The 20,659-nt window shown below is 39.9% G+C and carries 20 protein-coding genes and 1 pseudogene; 3 read left to right on the forward strand and 18 right to left on the reverse strand.

Annotation, left to right across the window (positions count from 1 at the left end):
• Window positions 1-439 precede the first annotated feature (439 nt).
• From ES896_RS00825 to ES896_RS00850, 6 genes are all read right to left on the reverse strand, one after another.
• Window positions 440-976 (reverse strand): site-specific integrase, encoded by a 537-nt coding sequence (locus ES896_RS00825; protein WP_135226240.1) that lies wholly within the window; start codon window positions 974-976, stop codon window positions 440-442.
• Window positions 976-1,707 (reverse strand): helix-turn-helix domain-containing protein, encoded by a 732-nt coding sequence (locus tag ES896_RS00830; protein WP_135226241.1) that lies wholly within the window; start codon window positions 1,705-1,707, stop codon window positions 976-978. The genes ES896_RS00825 and ES896_RS00830 overlap by 1 nt, the downstream gene beginning before the upstream one ends.
• 161 nt (window positions 1,708-1,868) lie before the next feature.
• A complete protein-coding gene (locus ES896_RS00835) occupies window positions 1,869-2,897 on the reverse strand; it encodes a tyrosine-type recombinase/integrase (protein ID WP_135226242.1) in 1,029 nt (342 codons plus the stop codon).
• Between the two features lie 234 nt (window positions 2,898-3,131).
• Entirely contained in the window at window positions 3,132-3,494 is a 363-nt protein-coding gene (gene erpA, locus ES896_RS00840; protein ID WP_017358921.1) for an iron-sulfur cluster insertion protein ErpA, read from the reverse strand.
• 73 nt (window positions 3,495-3,567) lie between these two features.
• Entirely contained in the window at window positions 3,568-4,422 is an 855-nt protein-coding gene (gene dapF, locus ES896_RS00845) for a diaminopimelate epimerase (RefSeq protein WP_116306149.1), read from the reverse strand.
• 270 nt (window positions 4,423-4,692) lie between these two features.
• The gene (locus ES896_RS00850; RefSeq protein WP_008346813.1) at window positions 4,693-4,929 is read right to left on the reverse strand and encodes a YuzB family protein; all 237 of its coding nucleotides are present in this window, start codon (window positions 4,927-4,929) and stop codon (window positions 4,693-4,695) included.
• Window positions 4,930-5,184: 255 nt separating this feature from the next.
• Between ES896_RS00850 and ES896_RS00855 the strand changes: the two genes are divergently transcribed.
• A complete protein-coding gene (locus ES896_RS00855; RefSeq protein ID WP_039168948.1) occupies window positions 5,185-6,252 on the forward strand; it encodes an NAD(P)/FAD-dependent oxidoreductase in 1,068 nt (355 codons plus the stop codon).
• A 48-nt stretch (window positions 6,253-6,300) separates the two neighbouring features.
• Here the strand turns inward: ES896_RS00855 and ES896_RS00860 are convergent, their stop codons facing one another.
• Both ES896_RS00860 and ES896_RS00865 read right to left on the reverse strand, forming a co-directional pair.
• Window positions 6,301-6,531, reverse strand: coding sequence for a WYL domain-containing protein (locus tag ES896_RS00860; protein ID WP_057079127.1), 231 nt, complete (start codon window positions 6,529-6,531; stop codon window positions 6,301-6,303).
• A 100-nt stretch (window positions 6,532-6,631) separates the two neighbouring features.
• Window positions 6,632-6,961 (reverse strand): YuzD family protein, encoded by a 330-nt coding sequence (locus ES896_RS00865; protein ID WP_008346819.1) that lies wholly within the window; start codon window positions 6,959-6,961, stop codon window positions 6,632-6,634.
• A 121-nt stretch (window positions 6,962-7,082) separates the two neighbouring features.
• Here ES896_RS00865 and ES896_RS00870 point away from each other — a divergent pair.
• A pseudogene (locus ES896_RS00870) lies at window positions 7,083-7,382 on the forward strand (NifU family protein).
• 44 nt (window positions 7,383-7,426) lie between these two features.
• Here the strand turns inward: ES896_RS00870 and ES896_RS00875 are convergent.
• From ES896_RS00875 to yutH, 6 genes are all read right to left on the reverse strand, one after another.
• Window positions 7,427-9,397 carry a S9 family peptidase gene (locus ES896_RS00875; RefSeq protein WP_135226243.1) on the reverse strand — a complete coding sequence of 657 codons (1,971 nt, stop codon included), beginning with the start codon at window positions 9,395-9,397 and terminating at the stop codon, window positions 7,427-7,429.
• A gap of 102 nt (window positions 9,398-9,499) precedes the next feature.
• Window positions 9,500-10,432: a homoserine kinase gene (gene thrB, locus ES896_RS00880; protein WP_007500423.1), complete on the reverse strand. Its 933-nt coding sequence runs from the start codon at window positions 10,430-10,432 to the stop codon at window positions 9,500-9,502.
• A complete protein-coding gene (gene thrC, locus ES896_RS00885) occupies window positions 10,429-11,490 on the reverse strand; it encodes a threonine synthase (RefSeq protein WP_008346825.1) in 1,062 nt (353 codons plus the stop codon). The genes thrB and thrC overlap by 4 nt, the downstream gene beginning before the upstream one ends.
• Window positions 11,490-12,791, reverse strand: coding sequence for a homoserine dehydrogenase (locus tag ES896_RS00890; protein ID WP_017358915.1), 1,302 nt, complete (start codon window positions 12,789-12,791; stop codon window positions 11,490-11,492). The genes thrC and ES896_RS00890 overlap by 1 nt, the downstream gene beginning before the upstream one ends.
• A gap of 222 nt (window positions 12,792-13,013) precedes the next feature.
• Window positions 13,014-13,982, reverse strand: a complete 969-nt coding sequence (locus ES896_RS00895) for a 2-hydroxyacid dehydrogenase (RefSeq protein WP_017367983.1) — start codon at window positions 13,980-13,982, stop codon at window positions 13,014-13,016.
• A gap of 74 nt (window positions 13,983-14,056) precedes the next feature.
• Window positions 14,057-15,097, reverse strand: a complete 1,041-nt coding sequence (gene yutH / locus ES896_RS00900; protein WP_035389301.1) for a spore coat putative kinase YutH — start codon at window positions 15,095-15,097, stop codon at window positions 14,057-14,059.
• 113 nt (window positions 15,098-15,210) lie between these two features.
• Between yutH and ES896_RS00905 the strand changes: the two genes are divergently transcribed.
• Entirely contained in the window at window positions 15,211-15,711 is a 501-nt protein-coding gene (locus ES896_RS00905; protein WP_024719755.1) for a phosphatidylglycerophosphatase A family protein, read from the forward strand.
• 219 nt (window positions 15,712-15,930) lie between these two features.
• Here the strand turns inward: ES896_RS00905 and ES896_RS00910 are convergent, their stop codons facing one another.
• The 4 genes from ES896_RS00910 to ES896_RS00925 form a co-directional block, all read right to left on the reverse strand.
• Window positions 15,931-17,865 carry a coiled-coil domain-containing protein gene (locus ES896_RS00910; RefSeq protein ID WP_135226244.1) on the reverse strand — a complete coding sequence of 645 codons (1,935 nt, stop codon included), beginning with the start codon at window positions 17,863-17,865 and terminating at the stop codon, window positions 15,931-15,933.
• Complete coding sequence (locus tag ES896_RS00915) at window positions 17,853-18,425, reverse strand: hypothetical protein (RefSeq protein WP_017367986.1); 573 nt, start codon at window positions 18,423-18,425, stop codon at window positions 17,853-17,855. Before ES896_RS00915 ends, ES896_RS00910 begins: the two co-directional genes overlap by 13 nt.
• 7 nt (window positions 18,426-18,432) lie before the next feature.
• On the reverse strand, window positions 18,433-19,650 hold the full coding sequence (locus tag ES896_RS00920) for a hypothetical protein (protein ID WP_135226245.1): 1,218 nt from the start codon (window positions 19,648-19,650) through the stop codon (window positions 18,433-18,435).
• A gap of 220 nt (window positions 19,651-19,870) precedes the next feature.
• A complete protein-coding gene (locus ES896_RS00925) occupies window positions 19,871-20,641 on the reverse strand; it encodes a TIGR01457 family HAD-type hydrolase (protein ID WP_008346835.1) in 771 nt (256 codons plus the stop codon).
• Window positions 20,642-20,659: the final 18 nt, after the last annotated feature.

The raw sequence follows: 20,659 nt of genomic DNA on the forward strand, positions 1-20,659 counted from the left end.
TGAATAAAATATACACAAAAACGCATAATGAACGTAACAGAATCACCTTTTGTTACATTCGCGAACGTACGAAAGCATTGATATGACAACGTTTGTCACGTTCTTATCTTCGCAATGAACACTATTGTTTTTATGCAACGTATAAACCGCACCACGCCGGTATGCTCCCCGATGCCCTATGCCGGCCCGACTGTATAAGATCATGCATAAACGGTTCGTCGTCGTATGTTACACGTCGATACGTAACACACACCGTTAAGGCGTCCTATGCCAGTAACCTATCGTCACATAAACGTTGATAGGACGAGGCTTGACGCCTCTTCATGTCGCAGTGTGCCGACCATTATGCGCATCCCCTATATTCTATATACGGTAACATGGCGCAACACCCCCCTGAGTTTTAGGCGGTCTTACCCACGGGCGGCGCTTGCTTGGTGTTTTATATCTCGATAGCCTCGTATGCTGCGTCAATCTCATCCGCAGTTATGCCGATATACTTCAACGTTTGAGCCTCCGAACTATGGCCGAATACTTTCATAATCCGCGTAATGTTTATACCTTTCGAATAAAGCTGATACCCGAATGTTTTACGAAGTGTGTGCGTACCTATATCGATATTTATTCCGGCTCTTTCGGCTGCCGCATTTAAGACACGGTATGCCTGAACGCGACTAATCGGTTTATTAATACCTTTGCGCGACTGAAATACATACGAATCGTCGTCTCCGTCTAACTTCTGCGCCAGCTTAACAACCGTAGATGACAACTTGATATCGCGAGTCTTTCCCGTTTTGCCTTCCTTGATAGTTAGATGCGACTGTCCTCGAAGATCACCGACTCTTATCGTTAGCAAGTCAGATATACGGAGGCCCAACGATACGCCTAGTACAAACATAACTAGATCGCGGCCGTGAAGTGCCTTCTTCATTCGTTCTATATCTCGTTTATTTTTGATTGCGTCAACTGTATTCGCCACTATAATGCGCCCCTTTCGATTTCCGTGCGGTAAAGATTATCGAACAGATTCGTTAATATTCCGCTATAATATCCGACAATATTTCGTATATGCTTCCGTTTAACGCCAATAAAAGCGATACGAAGCGCATTCAAGCCGATTTCATCTAGCAAAGACTTATCATATACGGATTTAAGGGCGGACGTCTGCGCCAAGTACACACCGTATAGACGGCTTGTTAGACGACGATCAGTTACAAAACAATCAATGACGTTTTTGAACGCAGCATACGTATTACGTAGTAAATTATTTTTGCTTTTAAGAATAACGGCTTCGTCTTCGGATTTTGGACGCTCCGCCTTAGACTCCGTAGGCTTGGCCGCATCTTGGCGGAGTTGCATTTGCGCAGTAGCACTAGAAGGCGCAGGCGCTAGGATGACGTACATATTTGCGCCGTTTCCTCCGCTAACAGGGCGATATTTTATTTCTTTACGAATAATGCCGAGAGTTTCTAAGCGCTTGATTGCGCGGATAATTGTAGTACGGTGCTTTCCGATAAGTGTCGCTATGGAATCGATCTTCAGCCACGCAACGCCTGGCGTTTTGACTGCGTGACGCGATAGCACCTTCAAGACGTCTATGGCTGACGGTGATAGGTTGGATTTATTGCGGTAGATGTGCGTGCGGATGGCGCCGTTCAGATCGTCAATTGAACGGAATTGGGCCATTTTTGCGGAATCTTTCGTGTACATTTTCGTCGCTCCCTTTAGCAGAACGCAGACCATTTCGAAATTAAGGCGCACTTAAATAAGCGTTTGACTCGTACGCTTTTTTCCGATATAATGGAAGCAGGCTAGGGCGTTCCACTTACCGGATTATATTCGGTTGGTGAGCGTTCTTTTTTTGTGTATTTTTATATTCGTTTCTTTTTAATGTGATTTAACGGTGAAAAGTCGTCATGACTCCGTCTCATTTCTTTCGTATCCATTTGTATATATCTACGCATTGTTCTAATGTCCGCCCATCCCCCTATTTTCTGAAGCGTGAAAGGATCACAACCGTTTAGAACCATCGTTTTCGCCCATGTATGGCGATAGACGTGCGCAGTGACTTTCTTTCCTTCTATGCCCGCCTTTTCCGCGTAAAATTTCAAACGCTTATTAAAGTGGTTAGGCGACAACGGTTCGCCGTAACAAGATAAAAAGATTCTGTCGGTAACGAAATGCGCCTTGTTCTCCGAGATGAGTTGCATCAAGAGCTTTACGGTATGATTAGAAATCGGAACTAATCGATGCTTTCTGTTCTTGCTCACTTCGGAAGATACCGTTATGAAACGACTTGAAAAATCGATGTCTTTTTGTCGCAGGCTTAGAACTTCTTGAATACGCATACCGGAATCGAGAAGCAAGCATATCCCTACATAATCGCGAAATCCTACGTAGTCTTTTTGATTCGGTTGCCGCAATATCTCTTTCACTTCATCTTCCGTAAAACAATTCGTAAGATCGACGTCCTGCTTAATCAATTTAACGCGATCCGCTGGATTGACTTCGATTAACTCTTCGCGCTCAAGGTAATTCAGCAGCGCCTTAATAGTCCGTAAATTAATATTGATCGTCGTATCTGATAGACCGACTTTGCTTTCGTCCTCTTTGATGAACTTGTGTCCGGAGTAAAGCAGTTTGTCGTGTTTCATGTACGATATGTAATTCCGAACTACCTCCGTCGTAATTTCTCCTACGGAATCTATATCGTAGTTATCGTTTATCCAAGACGTGAAATAGCCCCACATTTTCGTGTAGTCTCTCAACGTTCTACTACTGATACCCTCGATCCTTTTACCCGCGACTACTATATTCAGCGCCTCGTCGAACGGAATTTTCGGGTAATCTTTTTTATCCGTAGATAATACCGCCCGTTTCTTCTTTCTCTTTAAAGCCATACAAAAACGCCTCCCCTAACGAAATATTCGTGAGAATAATCGCTAAGAAAGACGTTATTAACAATCTAAAACCGCCCTATTTAGGGTTGTTTTTATTCCGATGAAGGGTCGATATTCGCGGATTATTTAATGATATCCGCAATCTCCTTCGTTTTGGTGATCGTCTAGGTGATCGTTACATATCATCGGGCGACATTCGCCCTAAAACGTTGATATACCGGACTTCTCAAATTTTCAACACTCTTCCGGCGTACCGGTATTCGTGGCTGTTCTGAACGAAGAACCGCATCCGCATGACGCAATCGCGTTCGGATTGTCAATCGTGAAACCGCCACCCATTAGTGATTGTTTGAAATCAATGATGGTGCCGTTCATGATGTCAAGGCTTTCGGAGTCGACAAGGACCTTGATGCCCTGCTGTTCGAACTGCGTGTCTTTCTCTGAGACTTCATGGTCAAAGCCCATCCCGTATGAAAGACCGCTACAGCCGCCGCCTTTTACGCCCACTCGCAGGAACGCATTTTCTTCTTCATGTTCTTTCATCATATCTTTAATCTGCAATGCAGCAGCTTCTGTAATCGTTACTGGTGTACTCACGATCATCCCTCCTTTTGACTGGATGTTTCTTTTCAATTATAAACGTGATGTTGCCTTTTCTCAAATAAATGGTTTAGAGATAGAATGTGCCGTCACAAATTGTTTCAGCAGGTCCTGTCATCAGCACATGGTCATTGTCTTTCCAGCGAATGATGAGGTCTCCGCCAGCTAGATGAACGGTCATATCCGTTTCTTTTTTCGCATGTCCATTCACAATCGTTGATACAGCCGCAGCACATGCTCCTGTTCCGCACGCTTGCGTAATCCCTGATCCTCTTTCCCACACGCGAAAATGCAGTTCTGTTTCACTGACACGTTCCACAAATTCTACATTGACGCCTTCTGGAAACATGTCATGCTTTTCAATGATTGGCCCAAGTGAATCAAGCGGCGCCTGTTCAATGTCTTCTAAATAGAAAACGATATGGGGATTCCCCATTGAAACAGCTGTTCCATTTAAGGTCGTCGTGCCAAAATCAAGCGGTTCATTAATCGTTGTACTGGCCGGTTCACCAAGCATTGGTATCGCTTCTTTTTCAAAACGAGGTTTACCCATATCTACTGTCACTAACTGAACATGACCATCCTGCACATGAACGGTCGCCTCAACGAGTCCTGACAATGTCTCAATCTGGAACGTTGTGTCTGTTACGATTTGATGCTCATACACATATTTTGCCACGCAACGCAGACCGTTACCGCAGTTTTTCCCCTCAGATCCATCATTGTTGAAAATGCGCATCTTCACAGGCGCAACATCTGATGGGCAAATGAGGATCATTCCGTCTGAACCGATACCTGTATAAACAGAAGAAACGCGGATCGCTATCTCTGACAGCTGCTCTTCTGGAAGCTGTTCCTTCATCTGATTGACGTATATATAATTGTTTCCTAGTCCGTGCATTTTCGTGAATTGAAATGATGTCATGAGCGTCCTCCAAAAATGTTGTTTCTTTATAGTATAAAAGGAGTCGATTCAGGAGACAATCTTATCATCCCCCGTTTTTCATACATAGAAGCTCTTTGCTGCCATGGCAAAGGGCTTTTATTATGCATATGCCCCTTTTTCTCTCGTGTGATGCTTCATTTTGATGATATTTTATTAGCATAACATATTGGATGCGCTTTCTACACTTTTTCCTAAAAAACGGAAACTGAATATATGAAAAAAATGCACCTCATGACCCATGTGGTGCATTTAAAACATGTCGTTTTCCTCTATAAAAGCATAAATACGCTCGACTAGCTGCTCTGCATTTTCTCCTGAAACAAATTCTCCATTCACAAGAGCAAATGGGGAGTCCATACATTTGCCGCAGTAGCTTAAACAGCCGTATTCCATTACATCTAAGTTTGGGTCTTTTTCTAGCTTCTCTTTTGCTTCTTGAGACCCTTGTGCAAGATTACTTACACAAAATTCGATCAGTGGAAACACTGTGCTTCACCTCACATTTGCCTTACTATCCTACCGAAATTCCTTCTATTAGTCAAAACATGAGCTTCAATAAATCGTTACGCCTATTCCCCGTAAAATGTTTTACTATTTAGGACTAAGTAATGAATATGTAGGTTATTTTGAAACAATTATTGTGGTTTCACAGTAAATTCGATATAATTTTATTTGGTATTTTAACTTAAAGTTTTTTAGTATAAGTGTTTTTCAATGTCTAGGGGGAAAAGGAGAATCGTCATGAAAAATTTAGTCTTGATCGGCGGAGGTTACGGGAATATGCGGGTTCTCCACCGCTTATTGCCAAATCAATTACCTGATGATGTTACTATCACATTAATTGATCGAAATCCTTACCACTGTTTAAAAACAGAATATTATGCACTTGCTGCTGGAACGATCTCTGATCATCACATTCGAGTATCTTTTCCAGAGCATCCGAAGCTGGATATTCAATACGGGGAAGTAGAAAAAATTGATATTGAAAACAAACAGATCTTATTTAGCGACCGTGAACCGATTCCATATGATGATACGGTAATCGGACTCGGCTGTGAGGACAAGTATCACAATGTCCCTGGTGCGAAAGAACATACATACAGCATTCAAACCATTGATCAGTCAAGACATACGTATAACAAATTAAACAATTTGAGTGCAGGTGCAACGGTTGGTATCGTCGGTGCTGGACTTAGCGGGGTAGAGCTAGCCAGTGAACTACGTGAAAGCCGTTCTGATTTAAACATCATTCTTTTTGACCGCGGAGAACTGATTCTTTCCAGTTTCCCAAAAAGATTAAGTTTATATGTACAAAAATGGTTTGAAGAAAATGATGTAAAGATCATTAACTGCGCCAATATTACAAAGGTTGAAGAAGGAGTTGTGTACAACCATGACGATGCCATTGAAGCAGATGTCATCGTGTGGACAGCAGGAATTCAGCCAAGTAAAGTCGTGCGAGATATGGATGTTGAAAAAGATGCACAAGGCCGTGTCGTCTTAACTCCTCATCACAATCTCCCTGGAGATGAGCATGTCTATGTCGTAGGTGACTGCGCAAGCTTGCCGCACGCACCAAGTGCACAGCTTGCCGAGGCACAGGCAGAGCAAATTGTGCAATCTCTACAGAAACGCTGGAAGAACGAGCCGCTTCCTGAGGCTTACCCGCAGTTTAAGTTAAAAGGCGTACTCGGCTCTTTAGGGAAAAAAGCCGGCTTTGGTTTAGTGGCGGATCGTCCACTTGTTGGTCGTGTTCCAAGACTCTTAAAATCTGGACTTCTTTGGATGTACAAGCATCACAATGGATAAAATGATATGAATTTTTTCTCAAAGCTCCTTCTAATGAAGGAGCTTTTATTATGAAACGGCATGTACCGATGGATGGTTCACTTTGATAGGAGCAAGCGCAAGGATGCAGTCTTTACGAAACGTTCTGATCGTCTTCTTCGATAAACAATACGCTTGTATGAACTGTTCAGTTTGACGATGTACAATGATTTTTCGTTTCGAGCACTCTCCAGTTTTCTTCATATAAATCATATCAATCGGTATTTGTTGATGAAGAGATTGTTTTAGTAAATAATTCATGATGCTCACGCTCCTTTCATCTCATTATAACCGAACAAATGTTCTGAATCAACCTAAAAAGGAACGTTTGCTCTGTTTATTTTCCTAAAAAAAGAACAGCTCATTCACTGCTCTCTTCGTACCCGTATTTCTCCATTTCTTGATAAATATCTTTTAATTTCGGATTGCCCTCTCCAACAATCTGATCCTCAACAAGGACAAGTGGATAAAAGAATTCATCATCAAGAATTCGTTCAGACAATTCTTTTTGGCGTTCGTTTTCAGGCGGGTGCTCAATATCGATATATGTGATGCGAAACGGCTGATTTGGATATTTTCGTTTTAATGCTGCATCTAACCACTCAAATGTATCTTTTGAAGAAGGCAGATTCACGCAACTAGCGCACAGGACATCTCTTCCATATACATAAAGGTCGACGGTTTTGTTCATTTGACAAGCCCCCTATTCTTTCTTTATTTTAGCTGAATTTTCTGTATGAAAAAAGTCAAAATCACTTTTTGTTTCAAGATGAGATTGTGCTATAATGAGAAGGAAACTTTGAAACCAATCAATAGATTTTTATCGTCCAGATGAATATAATGGTGATATGTTGTGAAAGGAGCGATTATATCTAATGACTGAAGTCGAAATGAAAGACCAAGTACAGGAAGTTCTGGACAAACTTCGTCCATTTCTATTACGTGATGGTGGAGACTGTGAGCTTGTAGACATTGAAGATGGCATTGTGAAATTACGCCTTCTTGGTGCATGCGGCAGCTGCCCAAGTTCAACCATTACATTGAAAGCCGGTATTGAGCGCGCATTATTAGAAGAAGTACCTGGCGTTGTAGAAGTTGAACAGGTTTTCTAATTCATATATGACATGAAAACGACCCTTACTGGGTCGTTTTTTGATTAGGATAATTTCTCTCTAAACCATTCTTGAATAAAAGTCAGTCTTTGAATACGCTGCCCAGGGTGACCGCTTCTCGATAAATCATGAGAGGCCTTAGGAAACTTGACTAATCTCGTATCTTTTCCAAGCTCCTTTAATGCCACAAAAAGCTGTTCTCCTTGATCAACTGGGCAGCGGTAGTCTTCATCACTGTGCAGGATGAGAAGCGGTGTGTTCACCTGTTTTACATACTTTAGCGGCGAACGATCCCATAGCTTATCAACAGAGTCATAAATATCCCCATCAATCTGCCATTTTGTAAAGAAATAGCCGATATCACTGATGCCATAAAAGCTAATCCAATTTGAGATGGAACGCTGTGTAACAGCTGCACGGAAACGGTCTGTCTGTCCGACAATCCAGTTGGTCATAAAACCGCCATAGCTGCCGCCCGTTACGCCAAGCCTTGTTTCATCAAGAAAGTCATAGGCTTCGAGTACATGATCAACAGCCAGCATAACATCCTCATAATCAACATCACCATAGCTGCCTCTTACCCGGTTCGTAAACATCTGTCCGTACCCATGACTGCCATGAGGATTGATGTACACAATCGCATACCCTTCGGCGGCGAGCATTTGAAATTCATGAAAATACGTATGACCGTACATCGCATGCGGCCCGCCATGAATTTCTAAGATTAGTGGACATGTCTTCCCCTCTTCCATCTGAGCGGGCTTCATCAACCAGCCATGTACAACGTCTCCTTCTTTTGACTGGAAAGAAATTGGTTCAGGTTCGGATATGACATGTTCCTTTAGAAAGTCATCATGCTCAAACGTGATTTGCTTGAGTGAGGATTCCCCTAAAGTCAGCTCATACAGCTCACTAGGCGAGACAGGCGAAAGACGGCTGATCAGCATTTTTGATTCATCTGGATGAAGACTGAAATTCGTCACATGTTCTGCCTCTAAACGAACGGGATAGGCTAAACCCTCAATAGAGAAATAATAAATTCCGGTACTCCCTTGATCAGAAACAAGCGCATAAAACCCCTGACTATCCTTTGTCCATTGTGGAAGCTGATTGGCCTCACCCATAACACTATCCCCTGCCATACAGTTTCCTACATACATATCGAGCATTTCTGACAGTTGAATGGTCTTTTTCTCCTTCAGATCATACAGCCACAATGATGGGAAGGTTGCATTCTGAAATTCACGCTCGTGTCCAATGTACAAAAGGCTTTCTCCATTTGGAGAAAATGATACGGTCGAGTAAGCGCCTGTTGATTGGGTGATTTTCTTGGATGTACCGTCCTCTAATGACAGGAGACAGATATCACTTATGTAAAACGTCTGCGGGTTGGATTGAATATAGGCGAGCCACTTCCCGCAAGGAGAGACGACATGATTCACATGATGATGCTGCTCACTCGTAACCGTCTCTACCTCCCCTGAGCAGACATCGATTTGTACAATTTGCGTCAGACGCCCGTCTAAAAAGCCTCTGCCATCTGCTTTATAAGTCAAATCATCATATACTGCCGGAGCAAAGTCATCGCACTCTTCCTTTTTTTCATCATGAACAGATTCTTCTTGTTTTAATGAGACCGCTGCATAAATGAACGCTCCATCCGGTGAAAATACAGGATGAGAGACGCCGTAAGGAATATTCGTTAAAGTACGAATGCCGCCGCCATCGCTCTGAATGAGTGCGAGCTGAGGGACTTCCTTTGGCTTCTGCAAAATAAACGCAAGCTGCTTCCCATCATTTGACCACACTGGCTGATGATGCTTTCCATCATCGAATGTCCATTGTGACAGCTCCCCTGTCCCTTCATCTCGAACCCATAAATGAATATTGTAATCATCCTTTTTTTCATTCACCGATACTTTTGTAAAAACAGCCTTTTTTCCATCTGGTGAATAGACTGGATGAGAAACAGACACGATTTGTGTTAAATCCTCTGCTGTTATCAATTTCTTCATCAATAAATCTCCCCCTTTTATGTATCAAAAATAGTTCGCTTCTCTAAATAATAATCCCTGCTTTTGTTATGAAAAACAAGGATAAAAAAAGAACGTGCTTCTTCACAGCACGTTCTTCATTTGATTCACAGAATGATGCTCGACGACGACACCTTCTACCGGCACCGTCAGTACATCCACTTCACAATGCGGGAAATTTTGGGCAAGCTGCTTTTTCAGCGCTTCTCCCTTCCCTTTTTCCACTAAGGTCAAAATAGTCGGCCCAGCACCACTTAATGCTGTTCCATACGCGCCTTTTAATGAAGCAACGTGCTCCACCTTTGATAGCTCTGGGACAAGCATCGTGCGGTATGGCTGATGAAATAAATCTTTATTCATCATTTCCCCTACAAGCGGCCAGTTCTGCGTCATTAAGGCGGCAACAAGGACGTTACTCACTGCACTCGCACTCACGGCCTGTTTATAGGAAAAATCCTCTGGCAGGACATCACGGGCATCCTTTGTGAGCACTTCATAAAAAGGAATCACGACGACGACATCTACATCCACATGCTGCACTTTAACGGCATGTGTCTTGTCTTCTTCATGAAGACCGATGAGTAAACCACCGAATAAAGAGGCACCCGCATTATCTGGATGACCTTCTACCTCACTTGCAAAAAAGAGCTTCTGATCATCGGTCATCTTTAATTCAAGCAGCTGATTAGCGAGCTCAATAGCGGCGACAATGGCAGCAGCGCTGCTGCCCAGCCCCCTTGCTAATGGAATATCACTCCACACTTTGACATGAACAGGCGGGAGTGTTTTTCCAAAGTCATCTGCGACCTTTTTAGCTGTTTGGTAGATCAGATTATCGGTGCCTGATGGAATACCAGACACAACATCTGTTTCTGCTTCAAACAGCCAGCTATCATGGTCATAGACCGATAGCTTTAAATAGCGGCTGAGCGCCATTCCGACTGAGTCAAAGCCTGGTCCTAAGTTGGCAGTGCTTCCCGGTACTGTGATTGAAAAAAGCATGGAGGCGTTACTCATACGCGTGCGGCCTTTTCTAAATGTTCAAGAATTTGATCTTCATCTGCATCTAGTGTGACCGGTTTGATGTGCGAAATATCAATCGCCGTATTTGGATCTTTTAATCCGTTTCCTGTCAGTACAGCGACGACTTTACTGCCTGGCTTAATTTCTCCAGATTTCACTTGTTTGAGTACACCTGCAATTGATGCACAAGAGCCTGGCTCTGCAAACACACCTTCTTCACGTGCGATCAATTGATAGGCATGAAGAATTTCTTCATCTGTCACTTCATCAATTTTCCCGTTTGATTCATCTGCCGCTGCTACAGCTTGCTTCCAGCTTGCAGGGTTTCCGATGCGAATGGCTGTTGCGACTGTTTCTGGCTGCTCAATGACTTCATTTCGAACGATGGCTGCAGCACCTTCTGCTTCAAAACCACGCATGACTGGCAGTCCCGTGCCTTTTTTCTCATGATATTCTTTGAAGCCTTTCCAGTACGCTGTAATATTCCCCGCATTCCCAACAGGAATCGCCAGTACGTCCGGTGCGGAGCCTAGCTGCTCACAGATTTCAAATGCCGCTGTTTTTTGTCCCTCAATTCGGTATGGATTGACGGAGTTAACAAGTGCGATCGGTGCTTTTTCACAGATGCTGCGGACAATTTTAAGTGCGTCATCAAAGTTGCCGTCAATGGCAATGATCTCTGCTCCGTACATGACAGCCTGCGCCAGCTTACCGAAGGCAATTTTTCCATCTGGAATGATGACAATACATTTCATATCAGCGCGCGCCGCATAAGCTGCCGCTGCTGCAGATGTATTCCCTGTCGATGCACACATGATCGTATCATTGCCTTCTTCTTTTGCTTTTGCGACGGCCATGACCATCCCGCGATCCTTAAAAGAACCTGTAGGGTTGACGCCTTCTGTTTTCACATGAAGTTCAATCCCTAGCTTTTCAGATAGCTTTGCGAGATGAATCAGCGGTGTGTTTCCTTCATTTAATGTTAGTTTAGGTGTTTGTTCGTTTACTGGTAAGAATTCTTGAAATTCTTCAATGAGTCCATTCCACTTCATCAGCTTAAACCGTTCCCTTCTACTCGATACGTGCTCTTCACTTGAACCACCACGTCGAGATCGTTTAATGTTTGCAGGATATTTGAGAAATCTTCTTCTGATGTTTGATGTGTAATAATCACAATTTCAGCCAGCTCATCATGCCCTTTGACAGGAAGCTGAAGGATCTTTTCAAAGCTGATGCCTCTTTCAGAAAAAATCGATGTAATGCGGGAGAAAGCTCCGACTTGATCTCTCACATGTATTCTTAAAAATTGCTGTGCAAATACTTCGGATGATGATTTGATTTTCTTCTCAAATTGCGGTGCAATAAATCCACTGCCATTCACACCAAGACGCATGTTTTTCATAACAGCGACTAAATCAGAGACAACAGCAGTTGCCGTTGGCAGGCTGCCTGCTCCAGGTCCGTAAAACATCGTTTCTCCGACAGCACTTCCGTAAACATAGACAGCATTAAATTCATTGTTGACGGAAGATAACGGGTGATGATCAGGAAGTAAAGTTGGCTGTACGCTGACCTCCACTTTCTCTCCATCCCTTTGAGCAATTCCGATTAGCTTCATTGTATAGCCAAAACGTTTACTGAAATTAATGTCCTCATCCGAGATGTCAGAGATGCCTTTCACTTTCACATCCTCTAAGTCTACATTCATGGAAAAGCCGAGTCTTGCCAGGATGGCCATCTTTCTTGCCGCATCCAGTCCTTCTACATCCGCCGTCGGATCTGCTTCTGCAAAGCCAAGATCCTGCGCTTCTTTTAATACATCTTCATACGCACTTTTATCGACATTCATTTTTGTTAAAATAAAGTTCGTTGTCCCGTTCACGATTCCCATCATTTTTGTGATGCGGTCAGAGGCTAAACCTTCCTCTAGTGTACGCAAAATCGGAATCCCACCTGCGACACTCGCTTCATAGTAAAGGTCACAGCCGTTTTCTTTTGCTACATGTAAAAGCTCTGTGCCATATAGCGCCATTAAATCCTTATTAGCTGTAATGACATGCTTCTTCTCATTTAGTGCATCTATTAAATATTGTTTTGTCTCTTCAATGCCGCCCATCACTTCAATAATGACGTCGACCTCTGGATCTCGAATCACATCGTATACTTCAGTTGTGAAGACCTCTCTTGCCACATCCACATCTCTTTTTTTATCGGGATTGCTCACAAGCACTTTTTGTATTAATACCGGACAGCCGATCTGGTGCATTAATTTATCCTGATGATCTTGAATAATCTTAACGACACCGCTCCCCACTGTTCCTAATCCTAGTAGTCCAACTCGAATTGCCTTCACCTGAAATTCCACCTTTCTCCGTAAATGTCCTCTCTAAAAAGACATTTGTTAACCTAACACAGACATTCAATGTACACACATTATAAAGGGGTATCCTCATTTTGACAAGGTAATAAAATAAGAGAATATGAGAATGAAACCGCTTAACAGCTATTTATATCAAGATTCTATATTTTCAAAATATTTTTGTGAGAAAAGCTCCCGAAGCCGGGAAGCTTGAGATTACGCCTGAACTGGCGTTTTGGCTTGCTGATCTTGCAGGACAAGCGCAATATTTTCAGCACATAAATGCATCATGTTTTTTCTCGTTTCAACACTTGCACTTCCGATATGAGGAAGCACTGTTACATTTGGTAATGTCGTTAACGGGTGATCTGGGCTGACTGGTTCCTTGCTAAATACATCAAGACCTGCTCCTGCAATTTTCCCTGTCGTGACAGCATCATATAAAGCATCTTCGTCTACCGTCTGCCCTCTGGAAACGTTGATGAAGTAAGCCGTGTTCTTCATCTGCTCAAATGCTTTCTTATTAAACATTTCTTTCGTTTCAGGCGTTAAAGGCGTCAAACAAACGATGAAATCAGACTGCGTAAGCAGCTCATCAAATGCGGCATAGGTCACACCTAGCTGCGCTTCTGCTTCTGGCTTTCTTGAACGATTATGATACAGAACATTCATATCAAAACCTTTTGCCCGCTTGGCCAGTGCGGTTCCAATACTGCCCATTCCGACAATCCCTAACGTTTTATGATGCACATCAGCACCAGCTAGAAGAAGCGGTCCCCAGCCTGTCCAGTTCCCATCCTTAATCCAATCACTCGCTTCGACAATTCGTCTTGCTGACGCCATCAAAAGCGCAAAGGCTAAATCAGCCGTCGATTCTGTTAAGACGTCCGGTGTATGACATACCGTGATCCCGTGCTTTTTAGCTGCCTTTAGATCAATATTGTCATAGCCGACCGCGAGATTCGCGACCACTTTTAGATTTGGAGCATTTGATAAAAGTGCCTCATCTACTTGATCTGACAGCATCGTGAGCAGCCCATCTGCTTGAGCCGCTTGTTTTTCTAACTCTTCTCTTGGACACGGCTCATCCTCGCTCGTCCACATGTCAATATGAGCGACTTCTTTTAATGGTGTAAGTGTTGTTTCATCAAGCTTTCTTGTGATATAGACATAAGGTTTCGTCAAGAAGAACACTCCTTTGGTTGCTTTCTTTAAGCATAACGAAAAACGCCTCAAGAGAAAAGAGACGTTTCGTCTGTTCACTGAAACTTCAAATCAGCGGATTGATGAATCCATCCAACAGGAGGAATGAGATGCCCACCGCTGCGCATGGCACTCAATTCTTGAAACACCTTGAGAAAATATTCGTAGCGGTTCGCATCATTTAAAACGTAATCTAATCGTTCTTCATAATAAGATTTTTCATTTTCTCCTGACATATAATACCCTTCGACAATTTCAAAATAATGAAGCGGAAACAGAAGACGGCTGTACAGCAGTCGCTTTGAAAACGATGAAAGAGGCGTAACCTGCTCATATTGCTGCAAAAAGGAGAATCCCTCTTCAATTAAATCCTCCTTATGCTGGACAAAGGTTTCTCTTAAATATTCCGCGATATCTCTTGTTGGGTGGTCAAATACCCAGTCAACAGGTAAACGAAGCGGCTGCTCGTGTGGCCAGGTCATACGTGAAAAGCGCTGATGACAAACAGTTCCTGAATCACATTCTTTTGGTTCATCATCAAGCTCTGTATCCACTAAATATTGAATGGCATTTTCCGTTAATCCGAGATAATACGGAAAGGATTCAATGAATTTCTTTTCAAATCGTTCAAGTGGTTTTTGATGCATTTGCTGCATCCAAAAGCCTTCCAGCTGGTCTAACCGTTTTGCCCATAATTCCTTCCAAGCTCCGACACGTTTTGTTTCAGACACCTCATATGGAAACCCTCTCCCCCTGACATGAAAGGCCGCCAGCTCTGATGCGTGCTGAAATGAGCGGCTTGTAACCCGCGGTGCTGCCTTTAATAGAGCGTACAGTTCTTTTCCATGGGTAAAAGTCGGTTTCTCTTCGTTTGTTAATTCAAACACGGCAACGTATGGGTCACCGTCATTCAGTAAATACTGACTGATATGATAAAGCTCTGTGAGTTCTTCTTCTCGCAAATGAGACACGGGAACAATGATAAAGAGAGCTTTCGCCGTTTGAAAGCTCTGATAACTGCCATATGGCATAAATTGACGCACATCAATACCAAATGTGTGATAAATGGTTTCTTTCATGATTTCACCTGCGTTCATAAAATCAGTCTCTTATCATATCGTAGTCGCAGGTTGAGGGATTTATGAATACTATTTACTATCCGAAGCTTTTTCACACGTTGTGGACAAATTACGAGGATTGGGTGAGGAACATGCCGCATCATCATGAGATGAACGAAGTAGAAAAAACAGCAAGACGCCGTTTACAGGAACGAGGCGTAACCATTCAAGATATAGCAGACCTTGTCTTCTTTTTACAGGAAAAATATCATCCTGGCTTAGACATGACAGAGTGCATCCACAATGTGGAACGTGTCATCGCAAAACGTGAAGTCCAAAATGCCATCTTAACAGGCGTTGAACTAGATGTTCTCGCTGAGCAAAAAAAGCTGACAGAACCGCTGCAATCCATTCTTGAAACAGATGAAAGTCTATATGGGGTTGATGAAATTTTATCCTTTGCCATCGTTAATATTTATGGCTCCATCGGCTTTACGAATTACGGATATATCGATAAAGAAAAACCAGGGATTCTTGGGAAACTCAACGATAAATCCTCAGGCGAATGCCACACCTTTTTAGATGACATTGTCGGTGCTATTGCTGCGGCAGCATCAAGTAGACTGGCACATAGTGCGAGAAATGCAGAATAAAGAAAAAGAGGACGCGCGCGTAACGCTTGTCCTCTTTTTTATAGTGAAATTAATGTTATTCAAAATTCCCCCTTTTTAAGCTCTAACATCTAATAGTTTTTAACGTTTTGTATGTTTCTTAGAATAATCTTTTTAAAATTGAAAACAATTCAAAAACGCACAATAGACTACAAACAGTATTAGTCAACTGTCAAGCTATTACAACATTAAAGAATATTTCTACCTGATATTCTTTAATAATTTATTTTCTTCTGTAAGCCTCTCTATCACAAAGTTATTATATTTTTCTGGATACTTATTTCTACCTGTAGTTAAGATAATTTGAAAAGTCGAGAATTTACCTTCATTAACATTTGCAACTTCATCAATTAATGACATACATTTAATTAAGTTTTCTTCATCTATCCCTAAATTTTCTGGTGTATCAATTAGTAAGAACTTTGGAAATGGAACATTTATAGATTCAAGAGACAATTTTATTAATGTTAAATAGTATAAAAATCTCCGTGGAACATAGGAACTTGCTTGTCTATATGTGCCTCCATTAATAATTGGCATATAATTCTCATCTAACTCCACTCTGTTTACTTGATTATCAGCTTTTTTCATAAGATTACTATAGATAGCTTCGAATTCAGTTTTTTGCTTGCCTATCAGTTCACTTGCAATTTTTTCCATCTTTTTCAACTTCAAATCTAACTTTTCTAGTTTCCCTCTACCCTTAGTATATTCTTTTTTTATTTCGTAATATTGTTTTATTATATTAAGTCTTTGCTCACTAATTTGTAGATTGTTTTTAACTTCTAACAACCTATCATTTACAGTATTTAACTCGATATCATTTGAGGTATTTTTAATATCATCTTTAACCTCTAATAGTTTATCTTTGAGTTTGTCTCTATCTATTTCTAAATTTATTAATTTCTCTTTTGAATATTTAAGCTCTTCTTCACAAGATTTAATCGCTGCTTCAATTGTCTCTACCGATTTTTGCTTTGATTTGAGAATTGCTAGGTATTCATCAGCACTATAAAAAAATTTTTCATATTCACTCTCATCAATTGGATGTCCACAAATACAGTGATTTTCCCTTCTTTGTACATTACTCAGACAACTTGGACAAGTATTAGGAGAGAAAATATTTAGCTCTTCATGTGCTAGAATAATTTTTTTAATTTGTGTAACTTCCAGTACTAAATCACTTCTTAACTTTTGAAGATTGTTTAGTTCTATTGTAGTCGCCTTAATACTTGATTCCAATTCAGTTATTGAGTTATCTCTATTAAACTTCTTTATTCGGAGCTTTTCAATAAAGCTATCAAATTGAACAAGGTTATATTCTGATTGTTTTAAATTTCTCCTAAATAAATCTAATTTTTCAATTTGTGTTTTTAGTTGAGCAACTTCATTTATAGCATCTTCTAGATTTATCTCTCTAACTCTATACTTCATCCGAGCTGCCATTTCTTCATAATTCTCTAACGTAGTTTTCAAAGTATTTGTCTCACGTTCTGTATGGTTATACTCGCCAATTAAAGCATAATAATCAGAAAACTGATACCCCACTAATAATTCAAATATTACTTTTCTAACAGCAATTGAATCAGATATAAAATTGCTCTCATTCCTATGTTCTTTATAAATCTTTTGGTCACTCGTATCTTGGTCATAATGAATAAGACGAAACAAATCGGAAAAACTAATCTTAAATTTCCTAGTCCCTTGATAAATCTCGCATACCTTAATTCCAAGTTGCTCAAGTATCCAATCAGAGAAAGTTAAATCATCCTTTTTAGAAATCGCTTTCCTATTTAAAACAAAACTTGATTCTGTTCCATTGCCTTTGACAAAAATAATATTATTATTGGATGGATTAAAATACCTTGTGACTTCATAATCAACACCATTTAGAGTAATTATTAGTAAAACATAATTATTTGTGTCGTTGTATATTTCAATATGATTTTCTTTATTGTTCTTAAAATCAAATTGCTTAACGTACATTCCTAACCCATAACTAACCAAAGAACTAAAAGTTGTTTTACCTGCTCCATTTTCTGCTTCTACTATTTGAAGCCCTCTTTTCAACTCTCTAGATGAATAATGATATTTATCTCCTTTATAAATAATCCTCTTTAAAGCTAACTCTCCCATACTCTCACTCCATTTTCCTCGTATAACCTTTCTAATAATGTTAAAGTTTTAAGCATTTTCAGTCGTGGAATTGCTTCCTTAATTTTATTAATGTTAGAAATTTCAACGCTAAAAAGATCAGACCTTAAAAATTTTCTCGAGATATTTTTTTTATTAATCCAAATATCAACCGTACGTCTTTTCTCATTTTTGGACATATTTACATATCCATTAGCTTCAAGAGTAAATAAAATTGAAGCAACAAGTTTCAAGTTTAATCTACTCTTAATATATGTGATTCTCAAAATCTCCAAATCATCTCTTTTTAAGTGTTGTTGACTATTATGATATTTTAAAAAAATCTCTAATATTGAATTATTTGAAATAAAAGGTAACAAATAATTTAGTTTTCGATAGTCAGTCCACTTAGATTTACTATTATTACAATCATATGTATCTAATAGAATTAATATATTATAAGTAATGAAATTATAATCTTCGTCTTTAGCAAACATTATTCTTTTTTTTACGTCCAAATTTTGTTTTTCATAAACATAATTGTTATTTTTGTCTTTTTTCATATTCACATCACCTATCAAAAGAAAGATAACAGCTATCAAAAAGTTCTAAGATAGTGTTTTTTAAAGTATCTTTATTCTTAAAAGGGTAAGCAAAATCTTTTGATTTTTCATCTATATGACCGCTTGCGAAAATAGAAATCTCTTCCATCCAAATATCAACTTGTTCGGGGCTAACAACTTCTGTATCAATTGATTCTAGTATTTCTAATAATTTTTCTTCACAAGCCTCAAATATCCGATACTGATAAGCACTTTTCTCCCTACTATCTATTTTCTCTAACTCAAGTTTTACAGCACCAATTTTCCTTGCATACATATCTAGTTTTTTCGGGTTATATTTTGGAGCGACACCTTCAATTTTTTCTTTCAAATTTCTGTTATCAGAAGGTTCTATTTTTTCCCACTGTGCATACACTGGGTCATTTCTTTTATAATTATGTGTGGCAACTTCAAGTAGAACTCTTCTAACTTCAGAATCAGTAATTAATCGACCTAATAAATCTTTAACATTTTGTCTTTTCTCAAAGAGATCCAATAATGCAGAAATAACATATGATTCCTTTCCATTTAAGTTTGCAGTATTATAAAATCTTTGAGTAGATATATCTTTGATCAGTGTTTTCTCTAACTCTGCTTCATTTTCTTGTTCGAATTTCCAGTCAATTTTATCTAGAAACGCTATCCATAATTCATCTGACATTTCCTTTAATTGAGTTAAAAAACCGCTCTCTTTTTTACCCTCATATTGAATTTTATATTCATGTAATAATACAATTTTCACAATGTTTAATAAATTATCCTCATAATAATTCTTTTCAATAAGCAATTCAATAATCGGCTTTTTAGGCATTTCTAAATTTAATTTCTTAGTATATTGTGAATTATTTTCTTTACCTATTTTTACATTTGTATAAAAACATAAAGTTAATCCTTCTGATTCATATTGAAACCAACAATCTAAAAAGCTTATCATACTATTTTTCACTTCATTTGACATAAAACTAAAAGAGTTTTTAGAATCATAGTTCTTATCTCCTTCTGATATCTCTTCTACAACACCATCATTAATAAACTTCAAATAAACATCATCCAGATACTCTGTTGCAGAATATACTACTGCTTTTTCTGAAACATTCATTTTGTCAAGTAATAATTTTATTGCCCTTAATCGCTGTAGTCTAAACCCTTTCCCTTGAGCACCAACTTCTCTTTTTATAACATTCATCCATTTACACCCTTTAGCGTTAGTTCTTTTTACACTTCGACATTATACACCAATTACCTCCAATTTTTTCAAAAAATGAAAAATAAAAACACACAGCTACTTTGATTCAGTATAACTGTGTGTTTTTTATTGAAAAAGTATGAGTAATGTAAGGGGATTTCCAAATTATTTCAATATTAGTGTGAATTTCACTCCACTCTTTACGCTTGTCCTCTTTTCATTAAGATAATCGTTCAATCCACTCAGATAATGAATCAATGACATAGGTTGGCTGTTTGTCATATTTCTGAAGCAGCTCTTTTGTCGTGACGCCTGTATGGACAAGCAGTGTATCCATCCCTGCATTCATCCCTGCCATAATATCGGTATCATAATTATCGCCCACCATGAGCGTCTCTGACACATCTGTCCCGAGCACCCGCATGGCCTGTTCCATAATGATAGACTCTGGCTTTCCGATAAATGTTGGCTGCACTGTTGTTGTAACCGTCAGCACAGATGTTAACGATCCATTTCCAGGTAACAGCCCTCTTTCTGTCGGAATGGCAATATCTCCATTTGTTGAAACAAATTGTGCACCTTGACGGATCGCAATGGCTCCTACTGCTAGTTTTTCATATGTAATACCGCGGTCTATTCCAACGACAACGAAATCAGCGTCTTCTTGACCAAACGACAAGCCTTTTTCTTCGATGGCCTGCTGAATGCCTTCTTCTCCGATCACATACACCGAGGCATCTTTCTTTTGTTCTGCGATATAGTTTGCCGTCGCCATACTTGTTGTAAAGACTTGTTCTTCCGTTGCTGGAATATCGAATGAAACCAGTTTCTCTGCTACTTGCTTCGGCGTGCGTGAAGAGTTATTCGTGACAAACAAATAAGGGATGTTCAACTCATTTAACTTGTGAACAAATTGCCCCGCCTCTTCAATCTTTTCTGTTCCTTTATACATCGTCCCGTCTAAATCAATTAAATAGCCTTTGTATTTCATGCTGCATACAACTCCAAT

It is taken from the genome of Bacillus sp. 005/A4HT-01/001 (genome assembly GCF_004634445.1).
Classification (GTDB): domain Bacteria; phylum Bacillota; class Bacilli; order Bacillales; family Bacillaceae; genus Bacillus; species Bacillus altitudinis.

Excerpts from the sequence above, each read along its gene's own strand:
- thrC (WP_008346825.1), bottom strand. The coding sequence starts at position 11,490 with ATGAAGTGGAATGGACTCATTGAAGAATTTCAAGAATTCTTACCAGTA.
- ES896_RS00860 (WP_057079127.1), bottom strand. The coding sequence starts at position 6,531 with ATGAATTATTTACTAAAACAATCTCTTCATCAACAAATACCGATTGAT.
- ES896_RS00920 (WP_135226245.1), bottom strand. The coding sequence starts at position 19,650 with ATGAATGTTATAAAAAGAGAAGTTGGTGCTCAAGGGAAAGGGTTTAGA.
- dapF (WP_116306149.1), bottom strand. The coding sequence starts at position 4,422 with ATGACATCATTTCAATTCACGAAAATGCACGGACTAGGAAACAATTAT.
- ES896_RS00915 (WP_017367986.1), bottom strand. The coding sequence starts at position 18,425 with ATGAAAAAAGACAAAAATAACAATTATGTTTATGAAAAACAAAATTTG.
- ES896_RS00875 (WP_135226243.1), bottom strand. The coding sequence starts at position 9,397 with ATGAAGAAATTGATAACAGCAGAGGATTTAACACAAATCGTGTCTGTT.
- ES896_RS00855 (WP_039168948.1), top strand. The coding sequence starts at position 5,185 with ATGAAAAATTTAGTCTTGATCGGCGGAGGTTACGGGAATATGCGGGTT.
- ES896_RS00865 (WP_008346819.1), bottom strand. The coding sequence starts at position 6,961 with ATGAACAAAACCGTCGACCTTTATGTATATGGAAGAGATGTCCTGTGC.
- yutH (WP_035389301.1), bottom strand. The coding sequence starts at position 15,097 with ATGAACGCAGGTGAAATCATGAAAGAAACCATTTATCACACATTTGGT.
- ES896_RS00905 (WP_024719755.1), top strand. The coding sequence starts at position 15,211 with ATGCCGCATCATCATGAGATGAACGAAGTAGAAAAAACAGCAAGACGC.
- ES896_RS00910 (WP_135226244.1), bottom strand. The coding sequence starts at position 17,865 with ATGGGAGAGTTAGCTTTAAAGAGGATTATTTATAAAGGAGATAAATAT.
- thrB (WP_007500423.1), bottom strand. The coding sequence starts at position 10,432 with ATGAGTAACGCCTCCATGCTTTTTTCAATCACAGTACCGGGAAGCACT.
- ES896_RS00830 (WP_135226241.1), bottom strand. The coding sequence starts at position 1,707 with ATGTACACGAAAGATTCCGCAAAAATGGCCCAATTCCGTTCAATTGAC.
- ES896_RS00835 (WP_135226242.1), bottom strand. The coding sequence starts at position 2,897 with ATGGCTTTAAAGAGAAAGAAGAAACGGGCGGTATTATCTACGGATAAA.
- ES896_RS00925 (WP_008346835.1), bottom strand. The coding sequence starts at position 20,641 with ATGAAATACAAAGGCTATTTAATTGATTTAGACGGGACGATGTATAAA.